This window comes from Tissierella pigra (assembly GCF_018917845.1).
GTDB classification, from domain to species: domain Bacteria; phylum Bacillota; class Clostridia; order Tissierellales; family Tissierellaceae; genus Tissierella; species Tissierella pigra.
In genome coordinates this window covers 509,182-531,456 of sequence record NZ_JAHLPJ010000001.1, presented here as the reverse complement: position 1 = coordinate 531,456, position 22,275 = coordinate 509,182, and the positions used below count along the sequence as shown (strand labels likewise).

Here is a 22,275-nt window from a genome sequence, read left to right as displayed (position 1 = left end):
CATGGTAATATGACAACAGATCATACTAACATAAAGGATTCAAATGTCGTATTTACTAAAGAGATGAAAAAAGATTATACTATTTTAATTCCAGATATGTCTTCAATTCATTTTTCTCTTTTTAAAAACGTATTTCAACAGTATGGATATAAAGTAGAAATACTTAAAAATGAAGGCCCTTCTGTAGTAAATGAGGGATTAAAATATGTTCATAATGACATCTGTTACCCTGCATTACTTGTTATTGGTCAGATGATAGATGCCCTAAATAGTGGTAAATATGATTTAGATAAGGTGGCTCTCATTATTAGCCAAACAGGGGGAGGGTGCAGAGCTTCCAATTATATACATTTACTTAGAAAAGCTTTAAACAAAGCTGGATATAAGAATATCCCTGTCATCTCCTTCAATGTTAAGGGGATTGAAAAGAATAGTGGGTTCAAACTTACTTTACCTTTGATTAACAAATTATTAGTAGCTTTAACCTATGGTGATATGTTGATGCTTTTAAAAAATCAAGTTAAACCCTATGAAATCTCTAAGAGTAGCAGTGAAGATTTGGTAGATTTTTGGATTAATCATTTAGGAATGCAATTTGAACATGACAAAGGATATACAATAAAAGAAGTAAATAGAAACTTAGAGAGAATAGTCAAATCCTTTGGAGAGATTCCAGTTTTCAACGAGAAAAAAATAAAAGTAGGAATTGTTGGAGAAATTTATATAAAATACTCAAAGTTAGGCAATAACCATCTAGAAGATTTTCTTATGGGTGAAGATTGTGAGATCATGGTCCCTGGTATTATGGGGTTTGCAATGTATACTGTAGATAATTCCATGGTAGATGTTGATATTTATGGTGGAAGTAAGATTAAAAGAACAAGTGCATCATTAATAATGAAGTACCTTAGAATGTACGAGAATATGATTATCGATGCAGTTAAGAAATATAGTGATTTTACCCCCCCTTCTTCATTTGAACATTTAAAATCCCTGTCTACAGATATAATAAATGAAGGTTGTAAAATGGGGGAAGGCTGGGTGCTAACAGCTGAAATGGTTGATTTGGTTAAAATGGGATATGAAAATATTGTATGTACTCAGCCATTTGGATGCTTGCCTAATCATATAGTAGGAAAAGGAATGATACGCAAAATTAGAGATATTTATCCTAATGCAAATATAGTCCCCATTGATTATGACCCAGGGGCTACTAAGGTTAATCAAGAAAATAGGATTAAATTAATGTTATCTGTGGCTAAAGAAAATCAGGACTTAAATAATCCCACTAAGAAATATAAAACATCAGATAGACAAAAAAACTCTTTATCGGTTAAAGGACATAAAATCGGAAAACAACTTAAAGCAGAAAATTAATATAGCAACACAGGAAATATTTTTGCTCCATCCCTATGTTAAACTTATATTACCCTAGGGCAGAGAGGAGAATAACCATGACTACTATTCAATTGCTTCAAAAATCCATTGATTATATTGAAGAAAACTTAAAATCTTCAATTTCCTTATTAGAAGTTTCGGAGGTTTCAGGATTTTCAGTATATCATTTCTGTCGAATTTTTTCTAACTATGTAGGTATGCCTGTAGCTGCTTTTATTACTAAACGCAGACTTTACCATGGAATCTATGAAATTCAAAACGGTAAGAATATAATAGACATAGCTCTTTTATATGGTTTTGATACCTATGCAGGATTTTTCAAAGCATTTAAACGTGAATTTGGTTGCTCTCCTACAAAGTTTTTAAAGCTAAATACTGTTAAAAGGCCAATAACAGTAAATTTAATTAGGGAGGCAAAAATTATGCTAACACAGAGAGAAATAAAACAAATATTGTCAAATTGGAATTTAGACTCAAATTTAGAAATAGAAGATACCCTTACTTTAGGTGGTACAGTTAAATCTCATAATACATGGTTAATTAATGGAAAATATATCTTCAAAACAGGAAAAAATATTGCAGGTTTAAAAACACATATTGCCATTTCAAAGGAACTAGAAAAATCTGGAGTCCTTGCAGCAACTCCTATTAAAACCATTAAGGATGAGGATTTTGTTATTGAAGATGATAGATACTTCTGTCTTACCAATGCTATCAAAGGTAAATTTCTGACACCTGAGGAACGTTATGCAGGCAATAGAATTGAAACCGGAAAAAAATACGGTGAAGCCATTGGGAATTTACACAAGATTTTAAAAAAACAGGATAAAAATTCAGAAGTCAATGACAGTAATCTCCTCAAAACTGTATTAGACTGGGCATTGCCACAAACAAAGATAACTATGGAACAATGGGAATGTCCATTACCCGATGAATTTTATGAGGACTTTACTAAAAACTTTAGCAAACTTTACAATGAGTTACCAAGACATATAATTCATCGTGATCCCAATCCATCTAATATTATGTTCCATGATGGTGAAGTAAGTGGATTTGTCGATTTTGAAATCAGCGAGAGAAATGTACGAATCTTTGATCCTTGTTACTGTGCAACAGGAATCTTAGCTGAAGCTACTACAATTGCTGATAGGTTTGAAAAATGGGATGAAATATTAAAAGGAATAATTACTGGATATGATAGTATCTGTAAATTGACAGAAGCCGAAAAACTTGCAATTCCTTATGTAATATATTCCATTCAAATGATTTTCATTGCATGGTTAAATGGAAAAGAGGAACTTAAGAATCTTGCAATGCAAAACAGGAAGATGCTCTTATGGATTTGGGAAAACAGAGATAGATGTTTCCCTAATATATAGTAAATTCCAATAATATTTCTGCTTATTTTGTGATACAATTGATTTAAGATAGAATCATAGAAAGGATTGATTCCATGGCAGAAAACTTATATAGCTCAAAACAAGAGTACTTTCACAAAGGTTATACTAGAAGTTATGAATTTAGAATAAAACAACTTAAAAATCTTAGAGATGAAATAAAAAAAAATGAAGAGGAAATAATAAATGCCTTAACTATGGATTTAGGTAAACCTATTTTTGAATCCTATACAGCAGAAATTGGAGTAGTATATCAGGAATTAAATCATACAATCAAAAACTTGAAATCTTGGATGAACCCCAAGAAAGTTCCTACTCCTGTATATCTTCAACCTGCCAATAGTTATATTTATTCTGAACCTTTAGGTGTAGTTCTTATAATTAGCCCATGGAATTATCCTTTTCAATTGGCAATATCCCCATTAATAGGTGCTATTGCGGCTGGCAATTGTATTATCCTAAAACCATCTAACCAATCAAAGGAAATAGAAAAAATAATTTCAAAGATTATTAGTAATATATTTGAAGATAATTATATTAGTGCAGTAGAAGGTTCTGGCTCTAGTGTGGTTACACCTTTAATAGAGAATTATAGATTTGATCATATATTTTTCACAGGCAGCATGAATGTAGGTAAAAAAATATTGGAATTATCTGCAAAACATTTAACACCTGTCACCCTAGAATTAGGTGGAAAATCTCCCACAATAATTCACGAAGATGGAGATATTGATTTAGCAGCTAAAAGAATTACCTGGGCAAAGTTCTATAATGCAGGTCAAACCTGTGTTGCTCCTGATTATCTATTAGTACATGAATCTAAAAAAGAGACCTTAATAGAAAAAATAAAAAGCTATATTGAAAAATATTATGGTAATAATCCTCAAGACTCTAAAAATTTAGGCAGGATAATTAATGAAAAAAGATTTGATAGATTAATAAGTTTACTTGATAATACTAATATATTAGTTGGAGGAGACTATAATAGAGAAACTAGATTCATATCCCCTACATTGGTAGACCAAGTAAATATAAATCACCCAATTATGCAGGAAGAAATCTTTGGACCAATTCTTCCTATACTAACCTATGGAGATATTTCAGAGGTTGTAGATATTGTTAGAAAAAATCCTTATCCATTGGCATTATATCTTTTCACAAAAGATAGGATGATAGAACATTATATTTTAGATAATCTTCAATTTGGTGGCGGATGTATAAATCATTTAATAACCCATGTGGCAAACTCCAATCTTCCCTTTGGTGGAGTTGGTTTCAGCGGTATGGGAAAATATCACTCTAAATATACCTTTGATACTTTTTCTCATGAAAAAAGTATATTTAAATCTATGGGAACCATTGATACCAATATACTATATCCACCTTACAACGAAAGAAACCTAACACTGGCTAAAAAATTCTTATGAGAAATTCATCATAAATAAAATCGACCATTTAAAAATGGTCGATTTTATTTTTTATATTAACTTGCTACTTTAGTTCTCTTTAATGCTTCAAATAAAACTATTGCTGTAACTGCTCCAAGTAGTCCCTGCATTATATTTCCTGGTACAGATGCTAGCGCTGCTTTTGCTCCATACATAAATATCTCAGCAAAATAATATCCAAATGCCATCCATAATCCACCTACTACTGTAGCTATAATGGGCTTATCTTGACCTAGTTTAGTCTCTAGTATTTTTCCTGCAATATATCCTTCTAATCCCTTTACTATGAAAGTAATAGGTGCATAGTGACTATACCCTAATAGCAAATCAGCTAATCCTGAACCTATTCCTCCTACTAAGAATCCACCTTTTTTTCCCAAAGTTAAAGCTGCTAAAAATACTACCATATCACCTAAATTCAAATATCCATTTGTACCTATTGTAGGAATATGAATTACCATAGTCATAACTGTAGTCAATGCCATTAAAACTGCCATTCTAGTTATGGTTTTTGTATTCATCTCTTTCATTTCAATCTCTCCCCTCTTTTTTGTATCGATACATTGTTTATTTATCTTATGTAGTGTGCTTAGATTTATAATAACACTTTCAGTACAGTTTTTCAATAGTTTTTACAATTATATAAATAAAAATAAAAAAAGCAAAAACATAATATTATGTTCTTGCTTTTTTTATCTTAATTTGATGGAAAAGGAATAGTTCCTTTTGTAGTTGTCTTTGCCTTTTCAATCTTTAGATTTAACTCATGTCCTTCTTCTCTAATTAAAATATATGCTCCAATACTTGCTAAAATATCTGATATTGGGTATCCTAGCCAAACCCCCATAGCTCCTAAATTAAATACCTTTACCAGTATAATAGATATTGGTATAGTTAGTATCAATTGTTTAGATATTGATAAAAATATGGATGTCCTCGCTTTCCCAAGTGCCTGAAAATAAAATATAGAAACATAATAAATACTAACTAAAGGTAGTGCTGCTACTATTATTCTAAATGCCTTTACAGATTCAACTATTATTTCTTGCTCTTTTACAAATATGGAAATTAACTGTGGTGTAAATATCATTACACCTATCCACATTATTAAAGATGTGATAAAAGCATATATAGTAGTTTTCTGCATTACTGTTTTTAATCTTTTATAATTTTTTGCTCCAACATTAAATGCTGCTATTGGCTGCATAGCTGAAGCTATTCCAAACATTGTTATAAATAAAAACATATACACCTTAGATATAACACCTAGTACTACAATCCCAGTATCTCCTACTGTATTAACTAATAAATGATTACGAACTGCCATTAAAAATCCATCTTCTGATTCTATAATAAAAGCAGATAACCCTACTAATATAATTGGTATTATAATTTTTTTATCTATTTCAAAACCTAATGGTATTTTATATTCTTTTTTTATCTTTACATAATTATAGTACGCATAACTAAATCCTATGATTTGAGAGACTACTGTAGCAATAGCTGCACCCTTTACTCCCATTTTAAATTCCACAACTAAAATATAGTCTAGTATTATATTTGCTATGGCTCCTATACTAGTACTTATTATTGAAACTTTATTATTCCCTACAGCAATCATAATATTGGATATAAAAGTTGTTAAGGTTAAAAAAGTTGACCCAAATATTATTATATCTAAATATTCCTTTGCATAGGGTAATATCCTTTCACTGGCACCAAGTGCTATAAGTACCTTTTCTGAAAAAATATATATAATAGCTGTTAGTACCAACATTATCAAAGAACATAAGGAAAAACCATTTCTTATAATCTTTCTAGATTCTTCAAAATTCTTTTCTCCATTTGCTCTAGAAAATGCTGTAGATGTTCCTACTGCTATCATTACACCTAATGCTATTATTATTCTTTGTATAGGAAATACCAGTACCAATCCACCTATTCCATATCCTCCTACACTTCTGCCTACAAACAAAGTGTCTACCATATTATATAATTCCGATACTAAAAATGAAATTATTATTGGAATAGAGAATCTAAGGAGTAATTTCCCGATCTTTTCCTCTCCGAATAATTTATTGTTTTTACCCATAATAAAACCTCCATTTATGTTGCTCTATTATGTTAACATAAATGGAGGTTTCTTTTCATTCACTTCTTTAGTATCTATTTTGGATTGTTTTTGGCTTTTAAATAAATCTAGGTTTTGCAAAACCTTAAAATAATCCAAAAAAACATTAATTAAGTACACTATTTAAAACAAATAGCACTGCTCCATAGGGTTTTACATTTGCTACAGTATTATATACAGTAGATTTCTTACCATAATAGAATGATATATTGGGATGAACATACTCCTTTAAAAGCTCCCAATTATCATTATCTAACCTTTCAGGCTTATTAAGTCCTACCCATTTATCATATACTGATCCATACCTTTTATCTAAAACATATTTTGTAACTTGAAAATCACTTTCCATATTTAATATATTTAAAGATATTTTTCTTTCCTTAATTTTTTCAAGAGGGCTTTCTCCATATATCAACTCTTCATCTAATTCTACAGGATTAAAAAGCATTATTTGATAACCATATTCTGATTTTGTAACTATATAACCCTCACCCCTGTCTATTATAGTGTCTCCCAATGAGGATAATAACATATAGCCATAATATGAAGGTTTCTTTAAATGATTAGATGTAAATATTCCTTTATCTCCAAAAAATGTATCATTATAAAGAATAATTTCTTTAGATATTTCGTCTACCATATTTAAAACTATTCTATTATTTAATTGAATATAATTGTATAGTATATAAGGCACCATTGCTAAATTGTCATGAACTCCATGTATATCCTTTTTAGGAAAATATGGTTTTAAATTCTTTAACTTAATATTCAACCATTCCTCTACATCTTCTTCATAAAGATTAGAAAAATGCTCTATAAAATCATCTATTACATATTTTTCTACATTTTCTGTTCTAATTATTGGGATTAATTCCTGCTCCCTTAGAAAATCCAATATGGTTTCCACTCTAGTCCAATTAATAAATTTGTGGTTCTTATCTCTGTATATGTCCATATCTTCAGAGAATAATCTATTTACTATACAATATTTAAACCCTATTTCTCTTTGTATTTCCTCTAATATCCTTCTATTTTCCTCCTCTAACAGAAGATAAATATCTCCTAAGTCTATTACATCTGGTCTTGTAAATGTTTCTCCAGTATCTTTTTTAAGGTCTATATCGATTTTAATTATCTTATTATCATAATTATATCTTTCATAGTCCTCTATATAATGATTTAGAAATGGAAATGCTTCTTTAATATTTAGATAATTAATCTTGGTCATTTTTTCTAATTGTTCTTCATTAACTTTGTTTTTCTTACGATATGCCATTGGTGTACAATTATAATGGTTTTTAAAGTGTTTATTATAATACCTTACATGAGAAAATCCTACTTCTTCCGATATTTCAGAAATATTTTTATCTGTGTCAAGCAACAGTTTAGTAGATTCCTCTACTCTAATTTGGTTTAAGTATTCATTAAAGCCCTGTCCAAATATATCCTTTATTTTATAAGATAAATACTGAGAGGTTAAAAACTCTTTGTCTGCAATATCTTGTAGGCTAACTTTATTCATATAATTGTTGCTTAGATACTTGACTATTCTATGGTATCTTTCAAGCTGTTCTTCATCTTTCTTGAGGCTTTCTTCTCCTTCATAGAAAAGATAATGAAAGTTATTAAGCAAATGATACATCATATCCAATAGGTATTCCTCTATTTTATCCTCATAATCATCTATCTTTGATATTGCCTCATATACCAGTATAGAGATATATCTTCTTAATTCGTAATATTTCTCATCCTCTTGTCCTTTTTTATCTGAAGAATCCGTATAAAAAAAGACTTCCTTTGCATCATCATAATATTTTTCAAAAAAGTTCGGGTCGATATTAAGTATTAAAACTAAATTATCAGGGTCCTTAGATTTTATACTATAGACTTCATTTGAATTTATTATTTCTATTTCCCTTTCTTCTAAAGTATAAATTTCATTTTCTACACCAACATCTATGGTACCCCTCAGTACAAATAAAACTTGAATAGAATCCTGCCAATGAATTGGATATTCCATAATATTTGCTAGAAATATATTTATAGGTAAATCCTTTATATATTCAACATATTCTTTTCTCATATCTGTTCCCCTATATCTTTATTTAATCCTCAAATTCTTCTCTATGATGTAACCCTATTAAATTATTAACTGGAACTGTAAATATAATTCCTGTACCCGGTTTCTTCAATTCTCCAGCTTCTACCATTGCTTTCATTATATTTTTATATTTATCTACTTCTGTTAGAATCAATATTATTTCCTTCGAAGCTTCAACATGAATACTTAAAAACTTCTTTACTTCTGATTCCCCTGTTCCTCTACCATAAAATATAGTCGCTCCATTGGCTCCTGCTTTTTTAGCAGATTCTACAACTTTATCAGCCTTTCCTCTTTCAACAACAGCAACTATACATTTTATTTCTATCATAATAACACTCCTTTCATTTCTATGGTAACAATATTTTTAAATCTTAGTTAATATTCCTAATATCATTACAGAAATCATAGAACCTATAGATGTAAGCCCCACTATTCCAAAACCAGAAATCAATGGGTCTACCCCTTCAATAACTGATGCTAAACCTACAGCTAAAGCCATATTAATTGGTATATTCACAGGACCAGTTGTTGCAGAAGCAGCATCAAATGCAATGGCACCAAAAGGTTCTGGTGCAAAAAATGCCAAAATCATTACTACTAATAATAATGGTATTAAAACCTTTATATATGGAACATTTAATAATATTTTTAGTAAACCTATAGCCATTCCACCACCAAATCCTAGGGCAACACCTTGGATTAATAGTTTATATGGAATAGCTCCAGAAGATAATTCCTCTACTTCCAATGCCAATGCCTTTAATCCTGGTTCTACTAATGTTGCACAATAGCCTATTGCAAATCCTATTATTAGTATAAGCCATTTTCTTTCAATCATGACAAAATTTCTACCAACAGAATCTCCTAAAGGTATCAGACTCATAGTTGTCCCCTTTAAAAATAAATGAAGACCTACTACAGATAATAAAAATCCAATACTAAAATCCTTTACACTATGTAGTGGTTTTTTTAGTACAAATATTTGAAGCACGGCTAATATAGCCGCTAGGGGTATAATGCTAGCAGCAGTTTCCCATAAGGCTCCTAAGCCTTGTAAACCCTTCATAACAATTCACTCCTCTATATTTTTTTGTAACTTATAGTGTTATACCCATTATAGCATATTAATCACAACAATTTTACTTATAAATAAAATAATTGGGTAAACAAGGGTTATAGGGTATAATATAATTATCTAATTTATTTAGGAGGTGTAATATGGAAAAAGAAAAATATATACCAGAAGTAAAATCACATCTTAGGTCTAGAATAATAGAAGTACCATCTTCCATATATAAGGCAAGTGGTATAAAAATTTTGGGGACAAGGATTAAATCATTGTTATTTACTACTGACGTAGCCATAATTAAAAATTCCAATGCTAATTCTATTATAGCAGTATATCCCTTTACTCCACAATTATCTATTACTCAATCCATACTTGAGGTTGCAGCAGTTCCTGTATTTGTTGGAGTTGGAGGTGGACTTACTACAGGTAAAAGAGCTGTAAATATTGCTCTTCAGGCAGAGCTAATGGGAGCCTATGGAGTAGTAGTAAATGCTCCTACTAAAAATGATGTAATTGCCCAAATGAAAGAAGGAATTGATATACCAATTATAGCAACAGTAGTATCAGAATGTGATGATTATAAAGGTAAAATTCAAGCAGGAGCCAGTATATTAAACGTATCTGGTGGTGCTAAAACATCTTATTTAGTACGTAAAATAAGGGAAGATTTAGGAAAGGAATTTCCAATTATAGCAACAGGAGGTCCTACAGAAAAATCCATACTTGAAACTATAGAGGCTGGAGCCAATGCAATAACTTATACTCCACCTACAAGTGCAGAAATATTTTCAGGAGTTATGGAAAAATACAGAGAGGATATGCAAAAAGAATAAAATGAGCATATTATATGCTCATTTTATTTATTATCTGTTTATTATCTATTTATTATTAAGTGCATTTTCTTTGGCAAAGAATTCCTTAGTAAGTTTAATAACAACTCCACTTAGAAGTGCAACTCCTATTAAGTTTGGAATAGCCATTAAACCATTTAGTGTATCTGCTATATCCCATAGAAGCTCAAGCCCACCTACAGCTCCTACAACTATAAAAGGAATATATAATATTCTGTAAAAAATATTAACTTTAGGTCCGAATAAATATTCAGCACAGCGTTCTCCATAGTATTCCCAACCTAATATAGTTGAGAATGCAAATAGTAAAATACCTATGGAAACTATCCATCCACCTACTGTCGGAATTGCAGCATTGAAAGCTTCTGTTGTAAGAGCAGCCCCTGTTGCTCCATTTTTCCATACTCCTGTAGTTAAAATTGTCAGTGCAGTTATGGAACAAATAACAATTGTATCTACAAATACTTCAAATACTCCCCATAGTCCTTGACGTACAGGATGGTCTGTAGTAGCAGCAGCATGAGCTATAGGTGCACTACCAAGTCCTGCTTCATTTGTAAATACTCCACGAGCAACTCCATATCTCATAGCCTGTTTAAGAACTGAGCCTGTAAATCCTCCTATAGCAGCTGTTCCTGTAAATGCAGAACCAAATATTAGACCAAATGCCTCTGGAACGTGGGAAATATTCATAATAATTATTGCTAATCCCCCAAGAATATAGAATGCCGCCATAAAAGGTACAAATATTTCAGTTACTTGACCAATTCTTTTAATACCACCTATAACAACTATAGCAGCAAATACTGCTAAAAAAATTCCTGTCCATAGTTTAGGAATATTAAATGTAACTTGAAGTGATTCAGCAATGGAATTTGATTGAACCATATTTCCTATACCAAAGGCTGCCAAAGCTCCAAAGAATGCAAATATATAGGCTAACCACTTTAGATTAAGTCCATTTGTAATATAATACATTGGACCACCTACGAATCTGCCATCATCTGTCTTTTCTCTATATTGAACTGCTAAAACTACCTCTGCAAACTTTGTAGTCATACCAAATAATGCTGCAACCCACATCCAGAATACTGCCCCTGGACCACCAATAGATATAGCTGTAGCAACTCCTGCTATATTACCTGTACCTACTGTTGCAGCCAATGCAGTAGCAACTGCCTGAAAAGCCGTTACTTCCCCTTCACCTTTGTCTTCCTTTGCAAACATCTTTAATAAAGTGTTCTTTAAAATATAACCTAGTTTAGTAATTGAGAAAAAATTAGTGCGTAATGTTAAGTAAACCCCTGTTCCAACCAATAAGATAAGCATTGGCGGTCCCCATACAAAATCATTAATAATTTCATTTAACCTCATTAATTGATCCATTACCTCTCCCCCTTTTATTATATTATTCCTATTGTAAAGGGGACACTTCAAAAAAACTCAAAATTATTCAAATATGTTATCAGAATATTTCTAATTGTTTTGGTTTTCACAAAGTATACATATTCCAGATAAAAACTTTTTCATATTTATGGTTCCTCTATCTTTAGATTTTCCTCTTATATAATCCATTTCTCGTTTTATTTGTTCAAAATTAAATAATGTATTGGAGTATTCCATAAAAGTTTCATTCATATAATCCTCTATTCCTAAAGCTGCAACATTTACCATAGCTGTATTTATAGCCCTTCTCATTTTTTGTTCCATGATTTTTGGATTTTGTGTAAACTTAGAACATATATCCCGTATGGATATATCATTTAATTTTATATTGTTATAAATCAAAAATTTAACAACCTTTAGTAAGTCCTCACTTCCCATTTGTCCCATAATTCCTAACTTTAATAAAATTATATTGATATTTCGTTCACAATTCTTTATTTCTTCTGTGCTGTTAGAATGTGGATTAGTTTCTTTAAATATTTCTTGAATCTTTCTTATTTTTTCTTCCAATTGAATATTATATTTTACTTTTTCTATTATAGTTTTTACTTCTAAAGTATTTATTGGCTTATAAATAGCATATTCTACACCTTCTTCATATGCTTTTTCTATATCTTTCTTAGATGCAAACTCTGAAATCATAATAAACTTAATATCTATACCTTTTCTCTTTATTTCATTTATAATTTGAAATCCGTCTGTTCCATCTCCTAAGCGATCTATAACCACTAAATCTGGAGAAGAAAATATTATCTCTTCTAAACCTTCATTAAAATCCCTTGATTCCCCTACTAATGAGCCTAAATTGTTATTATGTATAATCTTTTTCAAGATATTTATATCATTTGAATTTTTATCCAAAACAAATATCTTCATTTTATACCTCCAGTGGCTTATTCTACCATCCTTTTACCCCTTAAAAATTCCCATTTCGTTTCACTTGTTATTACAGAAATTAAAATTGCCATACATCCTATAAAAAACTTTATAGTCAATGGTTCTTTTAAAAATATAATAGAAAATGTACTTCCAAAAACAGCCTCTAAACTTAAAATTATGGCTGCATGAGTTGAGCTAGTATATTTTTGTGCAACAGTTTGCATTAAAAATGCAGTCATTGTACTAAAAATGGCAAGATATAATATGGGGAAAATTGTATTTGACTCCAATTTAATATTAGTTCCCTCAAATGATAAAGCAAATATAAATGATAAAATTGCTGCCGTTAAAAACTGTATTATAGTTATTACATAAGGATCAGATTCCTTTGCAAAATGTCCTGTAGAAGAAATGTGCATAGCAAACAGTACAGCACATAAAAGAGTCAGTAAATCCCCATATCCCATAGATAAATCTTTATTTAGACTAAGTACCCCTATTCCTATTAAACATAGGAAAGCTGCTGCTAAGTCAAACTTATCTGGCCTTTTCTTAGATATAATCCAATAAATAAATGGTACCATCACCACATTTGTAGCTGTAATAAAAGCTTGTTTTCCAGCTTCAGTATATTGAAGCCCAACAGTTTGAGTAGCAAATGCTGCAAATAAACATGACCCAATTATAATTCCAGCTTTAATATCTTGTTTTGAAGCATTTTTAATATTCTTAAAAAATACTATGGATAAAATAATAGTTGAAATAGTAAACCTAAAAAATAACAAATAATATGGAGTTACATAGTCTAAAGCATTTTTAGTAACAACAAATCCTGAGCCCCAAATGATTGCTACTAAAAGCAGAGACATATCTGCATATAATATTTTTTTCTTTTCCAAATACTCATCCCCTTTCCCCTTTATTATATCATATTAGAATTATTCCATTAAAATGTTTTTCACTTTCTTTCCCTAAACATACACCAAAACTTGGTTTATTAATAAAATGATATTAATAAAAAATAATGAGGGTGATTTTATGGAAAAAAATTTAATCGTAGGTAGTGATAGTCTTGTAAGACTTACAAATGGAAACTATGTTAATTATATAAATTTTGATAATGCTGCTACAACTCCACCTTTTAAATCAGTAATGGATGAAATAAATAATTTTTCTCATAATTACTCTTCTATTCATAGAGGTACAGGATATAAATCCATAATATCTTCAAGAATTTATGATGAAGGCAGAGAAATAGTATTGGATTTTGTAGGTGGCAATAGAGATTATCATACAGTAGTTTTTTTAAAAAACACTACAGAATGTATAAACAAACTTTCCTATAGACTTCAAGAAACTTTAAAGAATAAAGTAGTATTATCTACATACATGGAACATCATTCAAATCTACTGCCATGGAAATATAGATATAATACAGACTATGTAGAAGTAGATGAATCTGGAAGGTTGTGTTTAGAGGACTTGGAATTTAAACTAAGGTTATATGGAGGAAAAGTAGGATTAGTTGCTGTTACTGGTGCCTCCAATGTAACAGGATATATTAACCCCATATACGAAATTGCAAAGATTTGTCATAAATATGGAGCTAAAATCTTAGTAGATGCTGCCCAACTTATTCCTCATAGTTCCTTTAGCATGGGGGATATAAATGATCCAGAACATATTGATTTTGTTGTTTTTTCTGCCCATAAAATGTACGCTCCCTTTGGCATAGGTGCATTAGTAGCACCAAAGGAAACTTTTAAAGATGGATTCTCTGAACAATTAGGTGGCGGAACAGTAAAATATGTTTCTATAGAAGATGTAGTATGGCTAGACCCACCTATGAAGGAAGAGGCGGGAACTCCAAATGTAATGGGTGTAGCTGCCCTTTCCACAAGTATAAAGACATTACAAAACTTAGGTATGAGAAAAATCGAAGAATATGAAAGAAGTTTAACTAAATATGCCTTAGATTTAATTCAAGATATTCCTGGAATTGTTTTATACGATGACAAAAATATAGATGAAAAAGTATCTATTATATCATTTAATATGGAAGGATTATACCACGATGAATTAGCTCTTATTTTAGCTCATGCAGGTGGGATTGCTGTTAGAAATGGTTGTTTCTGTGCTCAGCCATATGTCCAAAAACTCCTTAAAATATCTAAGGAAGAAATGCTTCGATATAGGAACGATGAGTATTTACCTGATCCTGGATTAGTGAGAATAAGTTTTGGATTATATAATGATTATAATGAAATTTATCTCTTTTATCATCTTTTAAATGAAATCAGCAAAAATGTGGATTATTATAAGAAAAGCCTATATTAAAACATTCATAATGTAGCTTTTCTTGAAACTCATGGACAGAAAGTTCCCATTTTAGAAAAGATAACAAGGTAGAACTTTCTTATTCGTTATAAGAAAAGCCTATATTAAAACACTCACAATGTAGCTTTTCTTGAAACTCATGGACAGAAAGTTCTTATTAGGAAAAGATAACAAAGTAGAACTTTCTTATTCGTTATAAGAAAAGTCTATATTAAAACATTAATTAAGTATATAAATACTCCTTTCTACTAATCCTAGTGGAAAGGAGGTTTTTTTATGAGTAAAAATCCTAATAAAAAAATGAGCATATTGATGTTTAGCGGTGATTATGATAAGGCACTGGCAGCCCTTATTTTAGCTAACTCTGCTAGGGAAATCAATATTGATGTTACTATGTTTTTTGCTTTTTGGGGACTAATGCTTATTAGAGACCCAAATTCTATACCAGAAGAAGAAAAGACTGCTTCTGAAAAGATGTTTGCCAATATGACTCCAAAACATATAGAAGATCTTCCATTGTCTAAAATGAATTTTGCTGGTATAGGAAAGAAAATGTTAGTAGGTATGATGGAGGAAAACGATACTCCAAATCTTACTGCATTTTTAAATGGAGCATTGAAAAAAGGAGTAAATATGAAAGCATGTAAACTCTCCTGTGAAGTAATGGGCTTTGGAGAGGCAGAATTACTTAAAGAAATCAATATAGTTACTGCTGAAGAATATTTAATTGATGCTTTGGAAACAGATATTCAGCTATTTATATAATTCTATATGGCGACTTTTGTCGCCTATTTTCTTCTTTTATTATTACCTTTTATAATATATACTCTATATAGTGGCTATAAAATCTACTGTAATAAAGGAAGGTGAAAATACAATGAAAAAAACATTGAATTTTATAATATTATTTAGTCTTATTGGACTTACTATATGGATTTTCGTCAGTAATAACGATTTCGATAATTTTTCTGAACTAATCAAAAGTACTAATACTTTATTTTTATTGATTGCTTTTTTATGTATGGTTTTATATTGGTTCTTTGAAGCTTATATACTTCACAAAATGAAAAAAACTCTAAATATTAATACAAGTTATGGATCATCTCTTAAACTATGTATGATTGGACAATATTATAGTGCTATTACTCCATTTTCCACTGGTGGTCAGCCTGTTCAAATATACTCCATGGTAAATGACGGTGTTCCTATAGGTACTGCATCTTCTCTATTTGTTAATAGATTTTTAATATATCAATTTGTTATGACTTTCTACGCATTATTTATGTTTATAATAAAATTTAATCTACTCTATAGTGAAGCCCAATTGGCATTACCCTTTATAGTAATAGGCTGTTTTATAAATATGGTAATTTTAGTAGGTATTTTTTTATTTTTACTAAATGAAAAATTTGTTAAAGCTTTTTTAGGAAAATCCATTAGAATACTTCATAAACTTAAAATAGTAAAGAACATAGAAAAATCTGAAGAAAAATTAAACAATACTTTATTAGATTATAAAATAAGCGTTGAGGAAATGAAGAAAGATAAGAAAACTACTGTACATCTAATCTTTATATCCATAATACAATTGACCATAAGTTTTTCTATTACCTATTTTATATACTTGGCTCTAGGATTTGAAATGGGACATTTTCTAGATATTATAGCAATCCAATCCCTTCATTATATGGCAGTATCCTTTATGCCTACACCGGGAACTGCTGGAGCATCTGAAGGTGGATTTTATATGTTATTTAAAGTAATATTTCCTAAGAAGATTTTATCCTTTGCATTGCTCCTTTGGAGATTTATTGATTATTATCTAAGAGTATTGATCACAGGATTAGTTACACTAGTTGATTTTATATGTAGAAAGAAAAAAGTAAGAACAAATTAAGATAATAAATAAACCTCAAGAACTTGTAAATTCTTGAGGTTTATTTTAATTATGATTTAGGTTCTATTAAACTATTGATAATAATTAAGTACCTTATCATTTTTAAACATAAATTCAAATAAAAATATTACTCTCTAATATAATTTACTAGTCTGGCCTAGTTGTACCTGCATCATCACCAAAAAAGCCGATTATAGGCTCTTGGCTTTCTATAGGCAAGGGGATACTATTTGGTCTAGTTGTACCTGCATCATCTCCAGCAAATACCACCATGGATAAATTCAACAGTAAAACCATTAATGTAACTGCACATATTAACTTTCTTTTCTTCATTTACTTTCTCCTCCTTGATATTTTATTATATTATCAATTAGCTTTTCAAACCTATTATACTCTTTATTATCCACATATGTTTTTAAGCATTTGAAAATTAATGATGAATCATTATTAGACTTTATTCCAAATAAAATATCATCATTATACTGTTCTATTACTTGACAAATATCTTTAACTTTCACTTTCTTGTTTAATTCTATTAAAGACAAGATATTCTTAGAAATATAGTTCTGATGAACATTTCTCTTTGCATATTCTAAAGATTCTCTATAATGCTTTTCTGCTTTTTCGATTTCTCCTAAGTTTTCATAAATGTAAGCTACCCTATGAGATATTTTATAATATAAATCACTATTCTTATTTAACTCAGCAATATCTCTTAATATCATATCTAAATATATATTAGTACGATTTATATCATTTAGTTTAAGATACACTTCTGCTATATTTCCATATATTAAATATTTAATATCACTATATCCAGTAAAGGTCAAAACTTGAAGTGCATTATTATAACTACTTAAAGCTGATTCATAGTCTTTCATTTCAAAATAACATAATCCTTGAAGATTATATGCCATTCTCCATAAATCATAATCTTTCCTCTCTGTACAACATAATAAATCTGAAATTATTTCTAAAGAAGGTGAATAAAGCTTTAATCTATAGTAGGCTAAAGCATAGTTATAATATAAATGTATTAAATACCTTTCAGGTATATCATCAACATTTAATAAAGCTTTTTGATATAATGCAATAGCATCTTGATATTTTCCTCTATCAATATAGTTATTGGCAAGTTTTATCATTATTCTATAGTTTAGCTTTCGCTTAGGGTATCTAGTGGTTAGCTCCCAAGCTTTACACATATATTCATATTCTTTTTCATAATTTCTAGAATTAAAATATATATCTCCTATAATCTCATATGCCTTAATTTTTTTATCCATAAGATCGTATTCATTTAAAAGAAACTCTATATCATCTAAATCATCTGAATCAATAATATAATCCTTTTGATTTTTATGCTTGTCCAACTCTGCAATATATTCCTCTACTCTTTCCTTTGCCTCATATCTTCTAGAATTTAATAAATCTTCTGGGTCTATAATTAAATCTATATTCTTTTCCTCTAATATCTTATTTATTTCTTTGCATATTAATTGTGCATCATCTATTTTTAGAGGAACTTCCTCAGTTCCTATTGATTTTAGCAAGTTATCAGTCTTATCTTTTAAAACCATTTCTGATTCCCCTATATCTAATCTCTCTATGATTCTTTCCAAAGTATTTCTATGATTATTGGACCCTATCTTCATTGTGTCCAAGCATATCACTCCTATCTAGTATTTAATTATATGTTTCAGAATTATCCCAGTTGTATTGGTAGTAAAATATTTATTAAATCCACAATATGATTATTATATATTACTTTATTAAACCATATTATGGATTATATAGTCAATATATTTATTTTTACAATATTCGATATTTTTTGTCATATTTTATCGAAAATAATTTTTCATGTTTTTTCTTTCATTGGATATATGTTTATTTTTCAGTATATCTTCATTATACAGATAAATCAATATCCGTAGTACTTTTTTGTCTATTTTTGTTTGTTTTTTCATATTAATATAAAAATATATTAAAAACCTACAGTGATTATTGTAGGCTTTTAATATATTTTAAAATTCTTTTCCTTTATATATATTTTTTGAAATTTGTAAGGATATTAAATACATTATTGCTCCAATACTTACAAACATAAGAATCACTATTTTCCAATCCATATTTATTATACCTTGAAATATCTCTGTATTTTCAATCTTTTTACTAAATTTACTTATTACATTTGGTAATATAATAAGTATAATATAAAAAATTTGATTAAATGCTTGGGCTTTTCCTACATTGTAATAGTGAAATGGTAAGTATATAGAGAAAAATACTAAGGATAATCCAATTATAAATGATACATCCCATATGGTTGCAGGATTTCCTGATATTGTGGTGCTAAATATAATTCTAGATATATTAGAAGATAAAAAGACGACGCCAGTTATAAATAAAATATATAGTCCCATAGATATATATTTTGATTTTACAATATCATATCTATCCACTGGAAATGAATTTAACATCATATCTGTTTTTCCTTTTACATCATATTGAGTGGAAAACATTGAAACTATATATACCATTATAAACATGGCAAATCCATATACAAGCTTAGATTTATATATATGGTCTATGCTCACCCCAATATATCCAAATAATATTCCCCCGCAAAGTATAACTAGATTTATAATTTTTAATAATCGCATATCCTTTATTACCAGTTGTTTCATTGCTATCCCTCCTACACAAAGTCCCTTGTTTCATATAGCCATAAAGATATTCCCATGGATAAAAAATATACTATAACCGCTATAATTAGTAACCCTAATCCATTTAATAAATTACCATATTGACTGAATGGTATAATAACAAAATTCATAATACCTATATATATAAACATATTTATAATATTGGCTATTTTAGGTGGCAATCTAAAAAGTGCAGGTAATGATATGGATAATGACAGTAATATTATAGGTAAGGTAGATTCCACAAGAGAAAGATTGAAAGTATCCACATCTATAAATCCTAAGAGTTTAATTATCCACAAATAACTCCCAGTAATAACAAATCCTATTGTATAATTTATAAATATAGATAAATATTTGCTAATAACTATATCTCTTTTTCTAATTGGTAAGGATTGCAATAATATATGGGTTTTTACTTGTGCATCATAACCAAAAGATATAGTTGTCAGCATATATACAAATGTATATATCATTAGACTACCTATGAATTTATTATCCGTACCTATTGTAAATAGAATGAATGGTACATATAATATTATAAATATCAAAGTTGATTTACTAGAAAAGGCTAACAAGAAGTCTTTTTTGATTAAATTTAACATCTTTCTACCTCCTTACACTATAAATCATAATATCTTCAAGTGTTGGTCTTTCAATCAATATCTCACTGCCAAATATCTTTTTCAATCTTTGTGGGTTTTCTGCTAATCCTTCAAATCCAACATTAGTCTCTCGAATTCCTATAAATTCTTTTCTTGTATCTCCATCTAATAAATCTTTCCCACCTTTTACTACTCCATAGGATTCTAAAACTTCATCTTTAGATTTAGAAAAAACTATTTCTCCATTATTTATAAAGGTAATATAATCTGCTACTTTTTCTAAATCTGTAGTTATATGAGTTGAAAAGAATATAGATTTATTTTCATCTTGGATAACACTATATAGTATATCTAGTATTTCTCTTCTAAAAATCGGATCAAGACCAGATGTTGGCTCATCCATAATTATCAAATCTGCATTGTGAGATAATGCTGTTGCTAAAGAAAATTTCATCTTCATACCTTTAGATAATTTCTTTATTTTTTGTGTATAATCTAGATTAAAATCCTTTATATATTTATTAAACAGCTTCTCATCCCACTCCTTGTAAAAAGGCGCTATTATATTTTTCATTTGCTTAATAGTCAAATCTTCATAAAAATAGGATTCATCATATACAAATCCTATTCTATTTTTTACTTCTCTTTCAAAGTCTATATGGTCTTTTCCAAATATCTTTATTTCTCCAGAATCCTTTTTTAGTAAGTTCATTATAAGCTTTATAGTAGTGCTTTTACCTGCTCCATTTGGTCCAATAAACCCCATTATATATCCAGATTCTAGGTTGAAGGATATATCATTAAGCTTAAATTTCTCAAATTTTTTGGATACATTCTTTATCTCTAACATATTTACTCCTCCTCAAATAAAATCTTCAGCATTTCTTTTACTTCTTTGTATTCAAGTCCTAGTAGTCTGGATTCTGCTACTACTTCTGTTAATTTTTCTTCTATAACCTTTAGTTTTTTCTCTTTCATTAATTCCTTGTTCTGCATAGCCACAAAGGAGCCCTTTCCCTGCATAGTTTCTATAAATCCTTCTTTTTCTAATTCTTCATATGCCCTCTTAGTTGTAATAACAGATATTTGAAGGTCCTTTGCCAGTCCACGAATGGAAGGTAGTGCGTCCCCTTCTTCCAATTCTCCTTTTATTATCATTCCCTTGATTTGACTGGCTATCTGCTCATATATAGGCTCACTAGATGAATTAGATACTATTATTCTCATAATATCCCTCCTTAGAACAAACTGTTATGTTTGTATATACTGTATATTTCCTATATGTACAGTATATACTTATATTTTTTATCTGTCAATATTTTAAAGTATTAAATTTCAACTTGTAAACTTAAAATTATATTTCAGTTGACAATATTTACAAATTAATATATTATCTTATTGTAAACATATAATCATATTTTAGTTGACAATGGAGGGGTAAAATGAAAATATCCGTAAGAGAAATGTCTTTAGTTGCTATGTTTGCAGGACTTACTGCTGTGGGAGCTATGGTTAGTATCCCTTTTGGAGAAGTACCTATTACAATGCAAACCTTATTTGTGATTTTATCCGGGCTTATATTAGGTCCCAAACTAGGTCCTTTATCACAAATAGTATATGTACTTTTGGGACTAGCAGGTGCACCTATATTTGCAGGATTTACTGGTGGGCTTCAATCTATAATGGCACCTAGTTTTGGATTTATTATTTCTTTTATATTTGTGTCCTATATTGCAGGATTGATTTCGCATTGTGGAAAATCTTCTTCAAAAATCAATATTTGGATTGGATCTTTTGTAGGAACTATAGTGGCATATTTAATTGGGTTACCTTATATGTACTATATATTAAATATAGTAATGGGAAAGGGTTTATCCTTTGGTACAATTCTTAATATGGGTTGTATTCTTTTTCTCCCTGGAGACCTTTTTAAGTTTATTATAGCTTCAGTAGCTACTGCAAAAATTTTACCAATACTTAAAAAATCAGGGTTATCTTTGAATTAAGA

General features: G+C 29.4%; 22 protein-coding genes. 8 read left to right on the top strand and 14 right to left on the bottom strand.

The features are described from left to right. Positions 1-9: 9 nt before the first annotated feature. From KQI41_RS19050 to KQI41_RS02555, 3 genes are all read left to right on the top strand, one after another. The gene (locus tag KQI41_RS19050; RefSeq protein ID WP_216584797.1) at positions 10-1,377 is read left to right on the top strand and encodes a 2-hydroxyacyl-CoA dehydratase; all 1,368 of its coding nucleotides are present in this window, start codon (positions 10-12) and stop codon (positions 1,375-1,377) included. Positions 1,378-1,454: 77 nt separating this feature from the next. Beyond that, positions 1,455-2,777, top strand: coding sequence for a helix-turn-helix domain-containing protein (locus tag KQI41_RS02560; RefSeq protein ID WP_216584796.1), 1,323 nt, complete (start codon positions 1,455-1,457; stop codon positions 2,775-2,777). Positions 2,778-2,851: 74 nt separating this feature from the next. Continuing rightward, a complete protein-coding gene (locus tag KQI41_RS02555; protein WP_216584795.1) occupies positions 2,852-4,222 on the top strand; it encodes an aldehyde dehydrogenase in 1,371 nt (456 codons plus the stop codon). Between the two features lie 56 nt (positions 4,223-4,278). Here KQI41_RS02555 and KQI41_RS02550 read toward each other — a convergent pair whose 3' ends face one another. The 5 genes from KQI41_RS02550 to KQI41_RS02530 all read right to left on the bottom strand — a co-directional run bounded on the left by KQI41_RS02550 (position 4,279) and on the right by KQI41_RS02530 (position 9,544). Continuing rightward, positions 4,279-4,773, bottom strand: a complete 495-nt coding sequence (locus KQI41_RS02550; RefSeq protein ID WP_154440731.1) for an ECF transporter S component — start codon at positions 4,771-4,773, stop codon at positions 4,279-4,281. A 167-nt stretch (positions 4,774-4,940) separates the two neighbouring features. Then, positions 4,941-6,335: an MATE family efflux transporter gene (locus KQI41_RS02545; protein WP_216584794.1), complete on the bottom strand. Its 1,395-nt coding sequence runs from the start codon at positions 6,333-6,335 to the stop codon at positions 4,941-4,943. Between the two features lie 145 nt (positions 6,336-6,480). After that, positions 6,481-8,457 carry a helix-turn-helix domain-containing protein gene (locus KQI41_RS02540; RefSeq protein ID WP_216584793.1) on the bottom strand — a complete coding sequence of 659 codons (1,977 nt, stop codon included), beginning with the start codon at positions 8,455-8,457 and terminating at the stop codon, positions 6,481-6,483. Positions 8,458-8,479: 22 nt separating this feature from the next. After that, positions 8,480-8,806, bottom strand: coding sequence for a P-II family nitrogen regulator (locus tag KQI41_RS02535; protein ID WP_154440734.1), 327 nt, complete (start codon positions 8,804-8,806; stop codon positions 8,480-8,482). 36 nt (positions 8,807-8,842) lie between these two features. Beyond that, positions 8,843-9,544 carry a DUF1538 domain-containing protein gene (locus KQI41_RS02530; RefSeq protein ID WP_216584792.1) on the bottom strand — a complete coding sequence of 234 codons (702 nt, stop codon included), beginning with the start codon at positions 9,542-9,544 and terminating at the stop codon, positions 8,843-8,845. A 152-nt stretch (positions 9,545-9,696) separates the two neighbouring features. Here KQI41_RS02530 and KQI41_RS02525 point away from each other — a divergent pair, with 152 nt between their 5' ends. Further along, positions 9,697-10,380, top strand: a complete 684-nt coding sequence (locus KQI41_RS02525; RefSeq protein WP_216584791.1) for a hydrolase — start codon at positions 9,697-9,699, stop codon at positions 10,378-10,380. A 45-nt stretch (positions 10,381-10,425) separates the two neighbouring features. Here the strand turns inward: KQI41_RS02525 and KQI41_RS02520 are convergent, their stop codons facing one another. The 3 genes from KQI41_RS02520 to KQI41_RS02510 all read right to left on the bottom strand — a co-directional run bounded on the left by KQI41_RS02520 (position 10,426) and on the right by KQI41_RS02510 (position 13,622). Next, positions 10,426-11,784 carry an alanine/glycine:cation symporter family protein gene (locus KQI41_RS02520; protein ID WP_216584790.1) on the bottom strand — a complete coding sequence of 453 codons (1,359 nt, stop codon included), beginning with the start codon at positions 11,782-11,784 and terminating at the stop codon, positions 10,426-10,428. 90 nt (positions 11,785-11,874) lie between these two features. After that, positions 11,875-12,720 carry a DNA-binding domain-containing protein gene (locus KQI41_RS02515; protein ID WP_216584789.1) on the bottom strand — a complete coding sequence of 282 codons (846 nt, stop codon included), beginning with the start codon at positions 12,718-12,720 and terminating at the stop codon, positions 11,875-11,877. Positions 12,721-12,737: 17 nt separating this feature from the next. Next, on the bottom strand, positions 12,738-13,622 hold the full coding sequence (locus KQI41_RS02510) for a DMT family transporter (RefSeq protein WP_216584788.1): 885 nt from the start codon (positions 13,620-13,622) through the stop codon (positions 12,738-12,740). A 139-nt stretch (positions 13,623-13,761) separates the two neighbouring features. Here KQI41_RS02510 and KQI41_RS02505 point away from each other — a divergent pair, with 139 nt between their 5' ends. The 3 genes from KQI41_RS02505 to KQI41_RS02495 all read left to right on the top strand — a co-directional run bounded on the left by KQI41_RS02505 (position 13,762) and on the right by KQI41_RS02495 (position 16,957). Continuing rightward, the gene (locus tag KQI41_RS02505; protein WP_216584787.1) at positions 13,762-15,060 is read left to right on the top strand and encodes an aminotransferase class V-fold PLP-dependent enzyme; all 1,299 of its coding nucleotides are present in this window, start codon (positions 13,762-13,764) and stop codon (positions 15,058-15,060) included. Between the two features lie 276 nt (positions 15,061-15,336). Continuing rightward, positions 15,337-15,825, top strand: a complete 489-nt coding sequence (locus tag KQI41_RS02500) for a DsrE/DsrF/DrsH-like family protein (RefSeq protein WP_154440741.1) — start codon at positions 15,337-15,339, stop codon at positions 15,823-15,825. A 112-nt stretch (positions 15,826-15,937) separates the two neighbouring features. Beyond that, positions 15,938-16,957, top strand: a complete 1,020-nt coding sequence (locus KQI41_RS02495) for a lysylphosphatidylglycerol synthase transmembrane domain-containing protein (protein ID WP_216584786.1) — start codon at positions 15,938-15,940, stop codon at positions 16,955-16,957. Positions 16,958-17,104: 147 nt separating this feature from the next. Here KQI41_RS02495 and KQI41_RS02490 read toward each other — a convergent pair whose 3' ends face one another. The 6 genes from KQI41_RS02490 to KQI41_RS02465 all read right to left on the bottom strand — a co-directional run bounded on the left by KQI41_RS02490 (position 17,105) and on the right by KQI41_RS02465 (position 21,494). Next, a complete protein-coding gene (locus KQI41_RS02490) occupies positions 17,105-17,290 on the bottom strand; it encodes a hypothetical protein (RefSeq protein ID WP_216584785.1) in 186 nt (61 codons plus the stop codon). Beyond that, positions 17,287-18,612, bottom strand: a complete 1,326-nt coding sequence (locus tag KQI41_RS02485) for a tetratricopeptide repeat protein (protein ID WP_244971131.1) — start codon at positions 18,610-18,612, stop codon at positions 17,287-17,289. Before KQI41_RS02485 ends, KQI41_RS02490 begins: the two co-directional genes overlap by 4 nt. 369 nt (positions 18,613-18,981) lie before the next feature. Continuing rightward, on the bottom strand, positions 18,982-19,644 hold the full coding sequence (locus tag KQI41_RS02480; protein ID WP_154440745.1) for an ABC-2 transporter permease: 663 nt from the start codon (positions 19,642-19,644) through the stop codon (positions 18,982-18,984). 11 nt (positions 19,645-19,655) lie between these two features. Further along, complete coding sequence (locus tag KQI41_RS02475; protein ID WP_216584783.1) at positions 19,656-20,267, bottom strand: ABC-2 transporter permease; 612 nt, start codon at positions 20,265-20,267, stop codon at positions 19,656-19,658. Between the two features lie 4 nt (positions 20,268-20,271). Then, positions 20,272-21,117, bottom strand: coding sequence for a phenol-soluble modulin export ABC transporter ATP-binding protein PmtA (gene pmtA / locus KQI41_RS02470; RefSeq protein ID WP_216584782.1), 846 nt, complete (start codon positions 21,115-21,117; stop codon positions 20,272-20,274). Positions 21,118-21,119: 2 nt separating this feature from the next. Beyond that, entirely contained in the window at positions 21,120-21,494 is a 375-nt protein-coding gene (locus KQI41_RS02465; protein ID WP_154440748.1) for a GntR family transcriptional regulator, read from the bottom strand. A 215-nt stretch (positions 21,495-21,709) separates the two neighbouring features. On the opposite strand from KQI41_RS02465, the gene KQI41_RS02460 reads away from it, so the two are divergent. After that, positions 21,710-22,273, top strand: a complete 564-nt coding sequence (locus tag KQI41_RS02460; protein WP_154440749.1) for a biotin transporter BioY — start codon at positions 21,710-21,712, stop codon at positions 22,271-22,273. The last annotated feature ends 2 nt before the right edge of the window (positions 22,274-22,275 follow it).

Bases quoted from the DNA above. Each gene is read 5' to 3' on its own strand.
- KQI41_RS02500 (WP_154440741.1), top strand. From the start codon at position 15,337: ATGAGTAAAAATCCTAATAAAAAAATGAGCATATTGATGTTTAGCGGT.
- KQI41_RS02460 (WP_154440749.1), top strand. From the start codon at position 21,710: ATGAAAATATCCGTAAGAGAAATGTCTTTAGTTGCTATGTTTGCAGGA.
- KQI41_RS02545 (WP_216584794.1), bottom strand. From the start codon at position 6,335: ATGGGTAAAAACAATAAATTATTCGGAGAGGAAAAGATCGGGAAATTA.
- KQI41_RS02515 (WP_216584789.1), bottom strand. From the start codon at position 12,720: ATGAAGATATTTGTTTTGGATAAAAATTCAAATGATATAAATATCTTG.
- KQI41_RS02495 (WP_216584786.1), top strand. From the start codon at position 15,938: ATGAAAAAAACATTGAATTTTATAATATTATTTAGTCTTATTGGACTT.
- KQI41_RS02485 (WP_244971131.1), bottom strand. From the start codon at position 18,612: ATGAAGATAGGGTCCAATAATCATAGAAATACTTTGGAAAGAATCATA.
- KQI41_RS02465 (WP_154440748.1), bottom strand. From the start codon at position 21,494: ATGAGAATAATAGTATCTAATTCATCTAGTGAGCCTATATATGAGCAG.
- KQI41_RS02560 (WP_216584796.1), top strand. From the start codon at position 1,455: ATGACTACTATTCAATTGCTTCAAAAATCCATTGATTATATTGAAGAA.
- KQI41_RS02535 (WP_154440734.1), bottom strand. From the start codon at position 8,806: ATGATAGAAATAAAATGTATAGTTGCTGTTGTTGAAAGAGGAAAGGCT.
- KQI41_RS02550 (WP_154440731.1), bottom strand. From the start codon at position 4,773: ATGAAAGAGATGAATACAAAAACCATAACTAGAATGGCAGTTTTAATG.
- pmtA (WP_216584782.1), bottom strand. From the start codon at position 21,117: ATGTTAGAGATAAAGAATGTATCCAAAAAATTTGAGAAATTTAAGCTT.
- KQI41_RS02555 (WP_216584795.1), top strand. From the start codon at position 2,852: ATGGCAGAAAACTTATATAGCTCAAAACAAGAGTACTTTCACAAAGGT.
- KQI41_RS02490 (WP_216584785.1), bottom strand. From the start codon at position 17,290: ATGAAGAAAAGAAAGTTAATATGTGCAGTTACATTAATGGTTTTACTG.
- KQI41_RS02540 (WP_216584793.1), bottom strand. From the start codon at position 8,457: ATGAGAAAAGAATATGTTGAATATATAAAGGATTTACCTATAAATATA.
- KQI41_RS02525 (WP_216584791.1), top strand. From the start codon at position 9,697: ATGGAAAAAGAAAAATATATACCAGAAGTAAAATCACATCTTAGGTCT.
- KQI41_RS19050 (WP_216584797.1), top strand. From the start codon at position 10: ATGACAACAGATCATACTAACATAAAGGATTCAAATGTCGTATTTACT.
- KQI41_RS02530 (WP_216584792.1), bottom strand. From the start codon at position 9,544: ATGAAGGGTTTACAAGGCTTAGGAGCCTTATGGGAAACTGCTGCTAGC.
- KQI41_RS02505 (WP_216584787.1), top strand. From the start codon at position 13,762: ATGGAAAAAAATTTAATCGTAGGTAGTGATAGTCTTGTAAGACTTACA.
- KQI41_RS02520 (WP_216584790.1), bottom strand. From the start codon at position 11,784: ATGGATCAATTAATGAGGTTAAATGAAATTATTAATGATTTTGTATGG.
- KQI41_RS02480 (WP_154440745.1), bottom strand. From the start codon at position 19,644: ATGAAACAACTGGTAATAAAGGATATGCGATTATTAAAAATTATAAAT.
- KQI41_RS02475 (WP_216584783.1), bottom strand. From the start codon at position 20,267: ATGTTAAATTTAATCAAAAAAGACTTCTTGTTAGCCTTTTCTAGTAAA.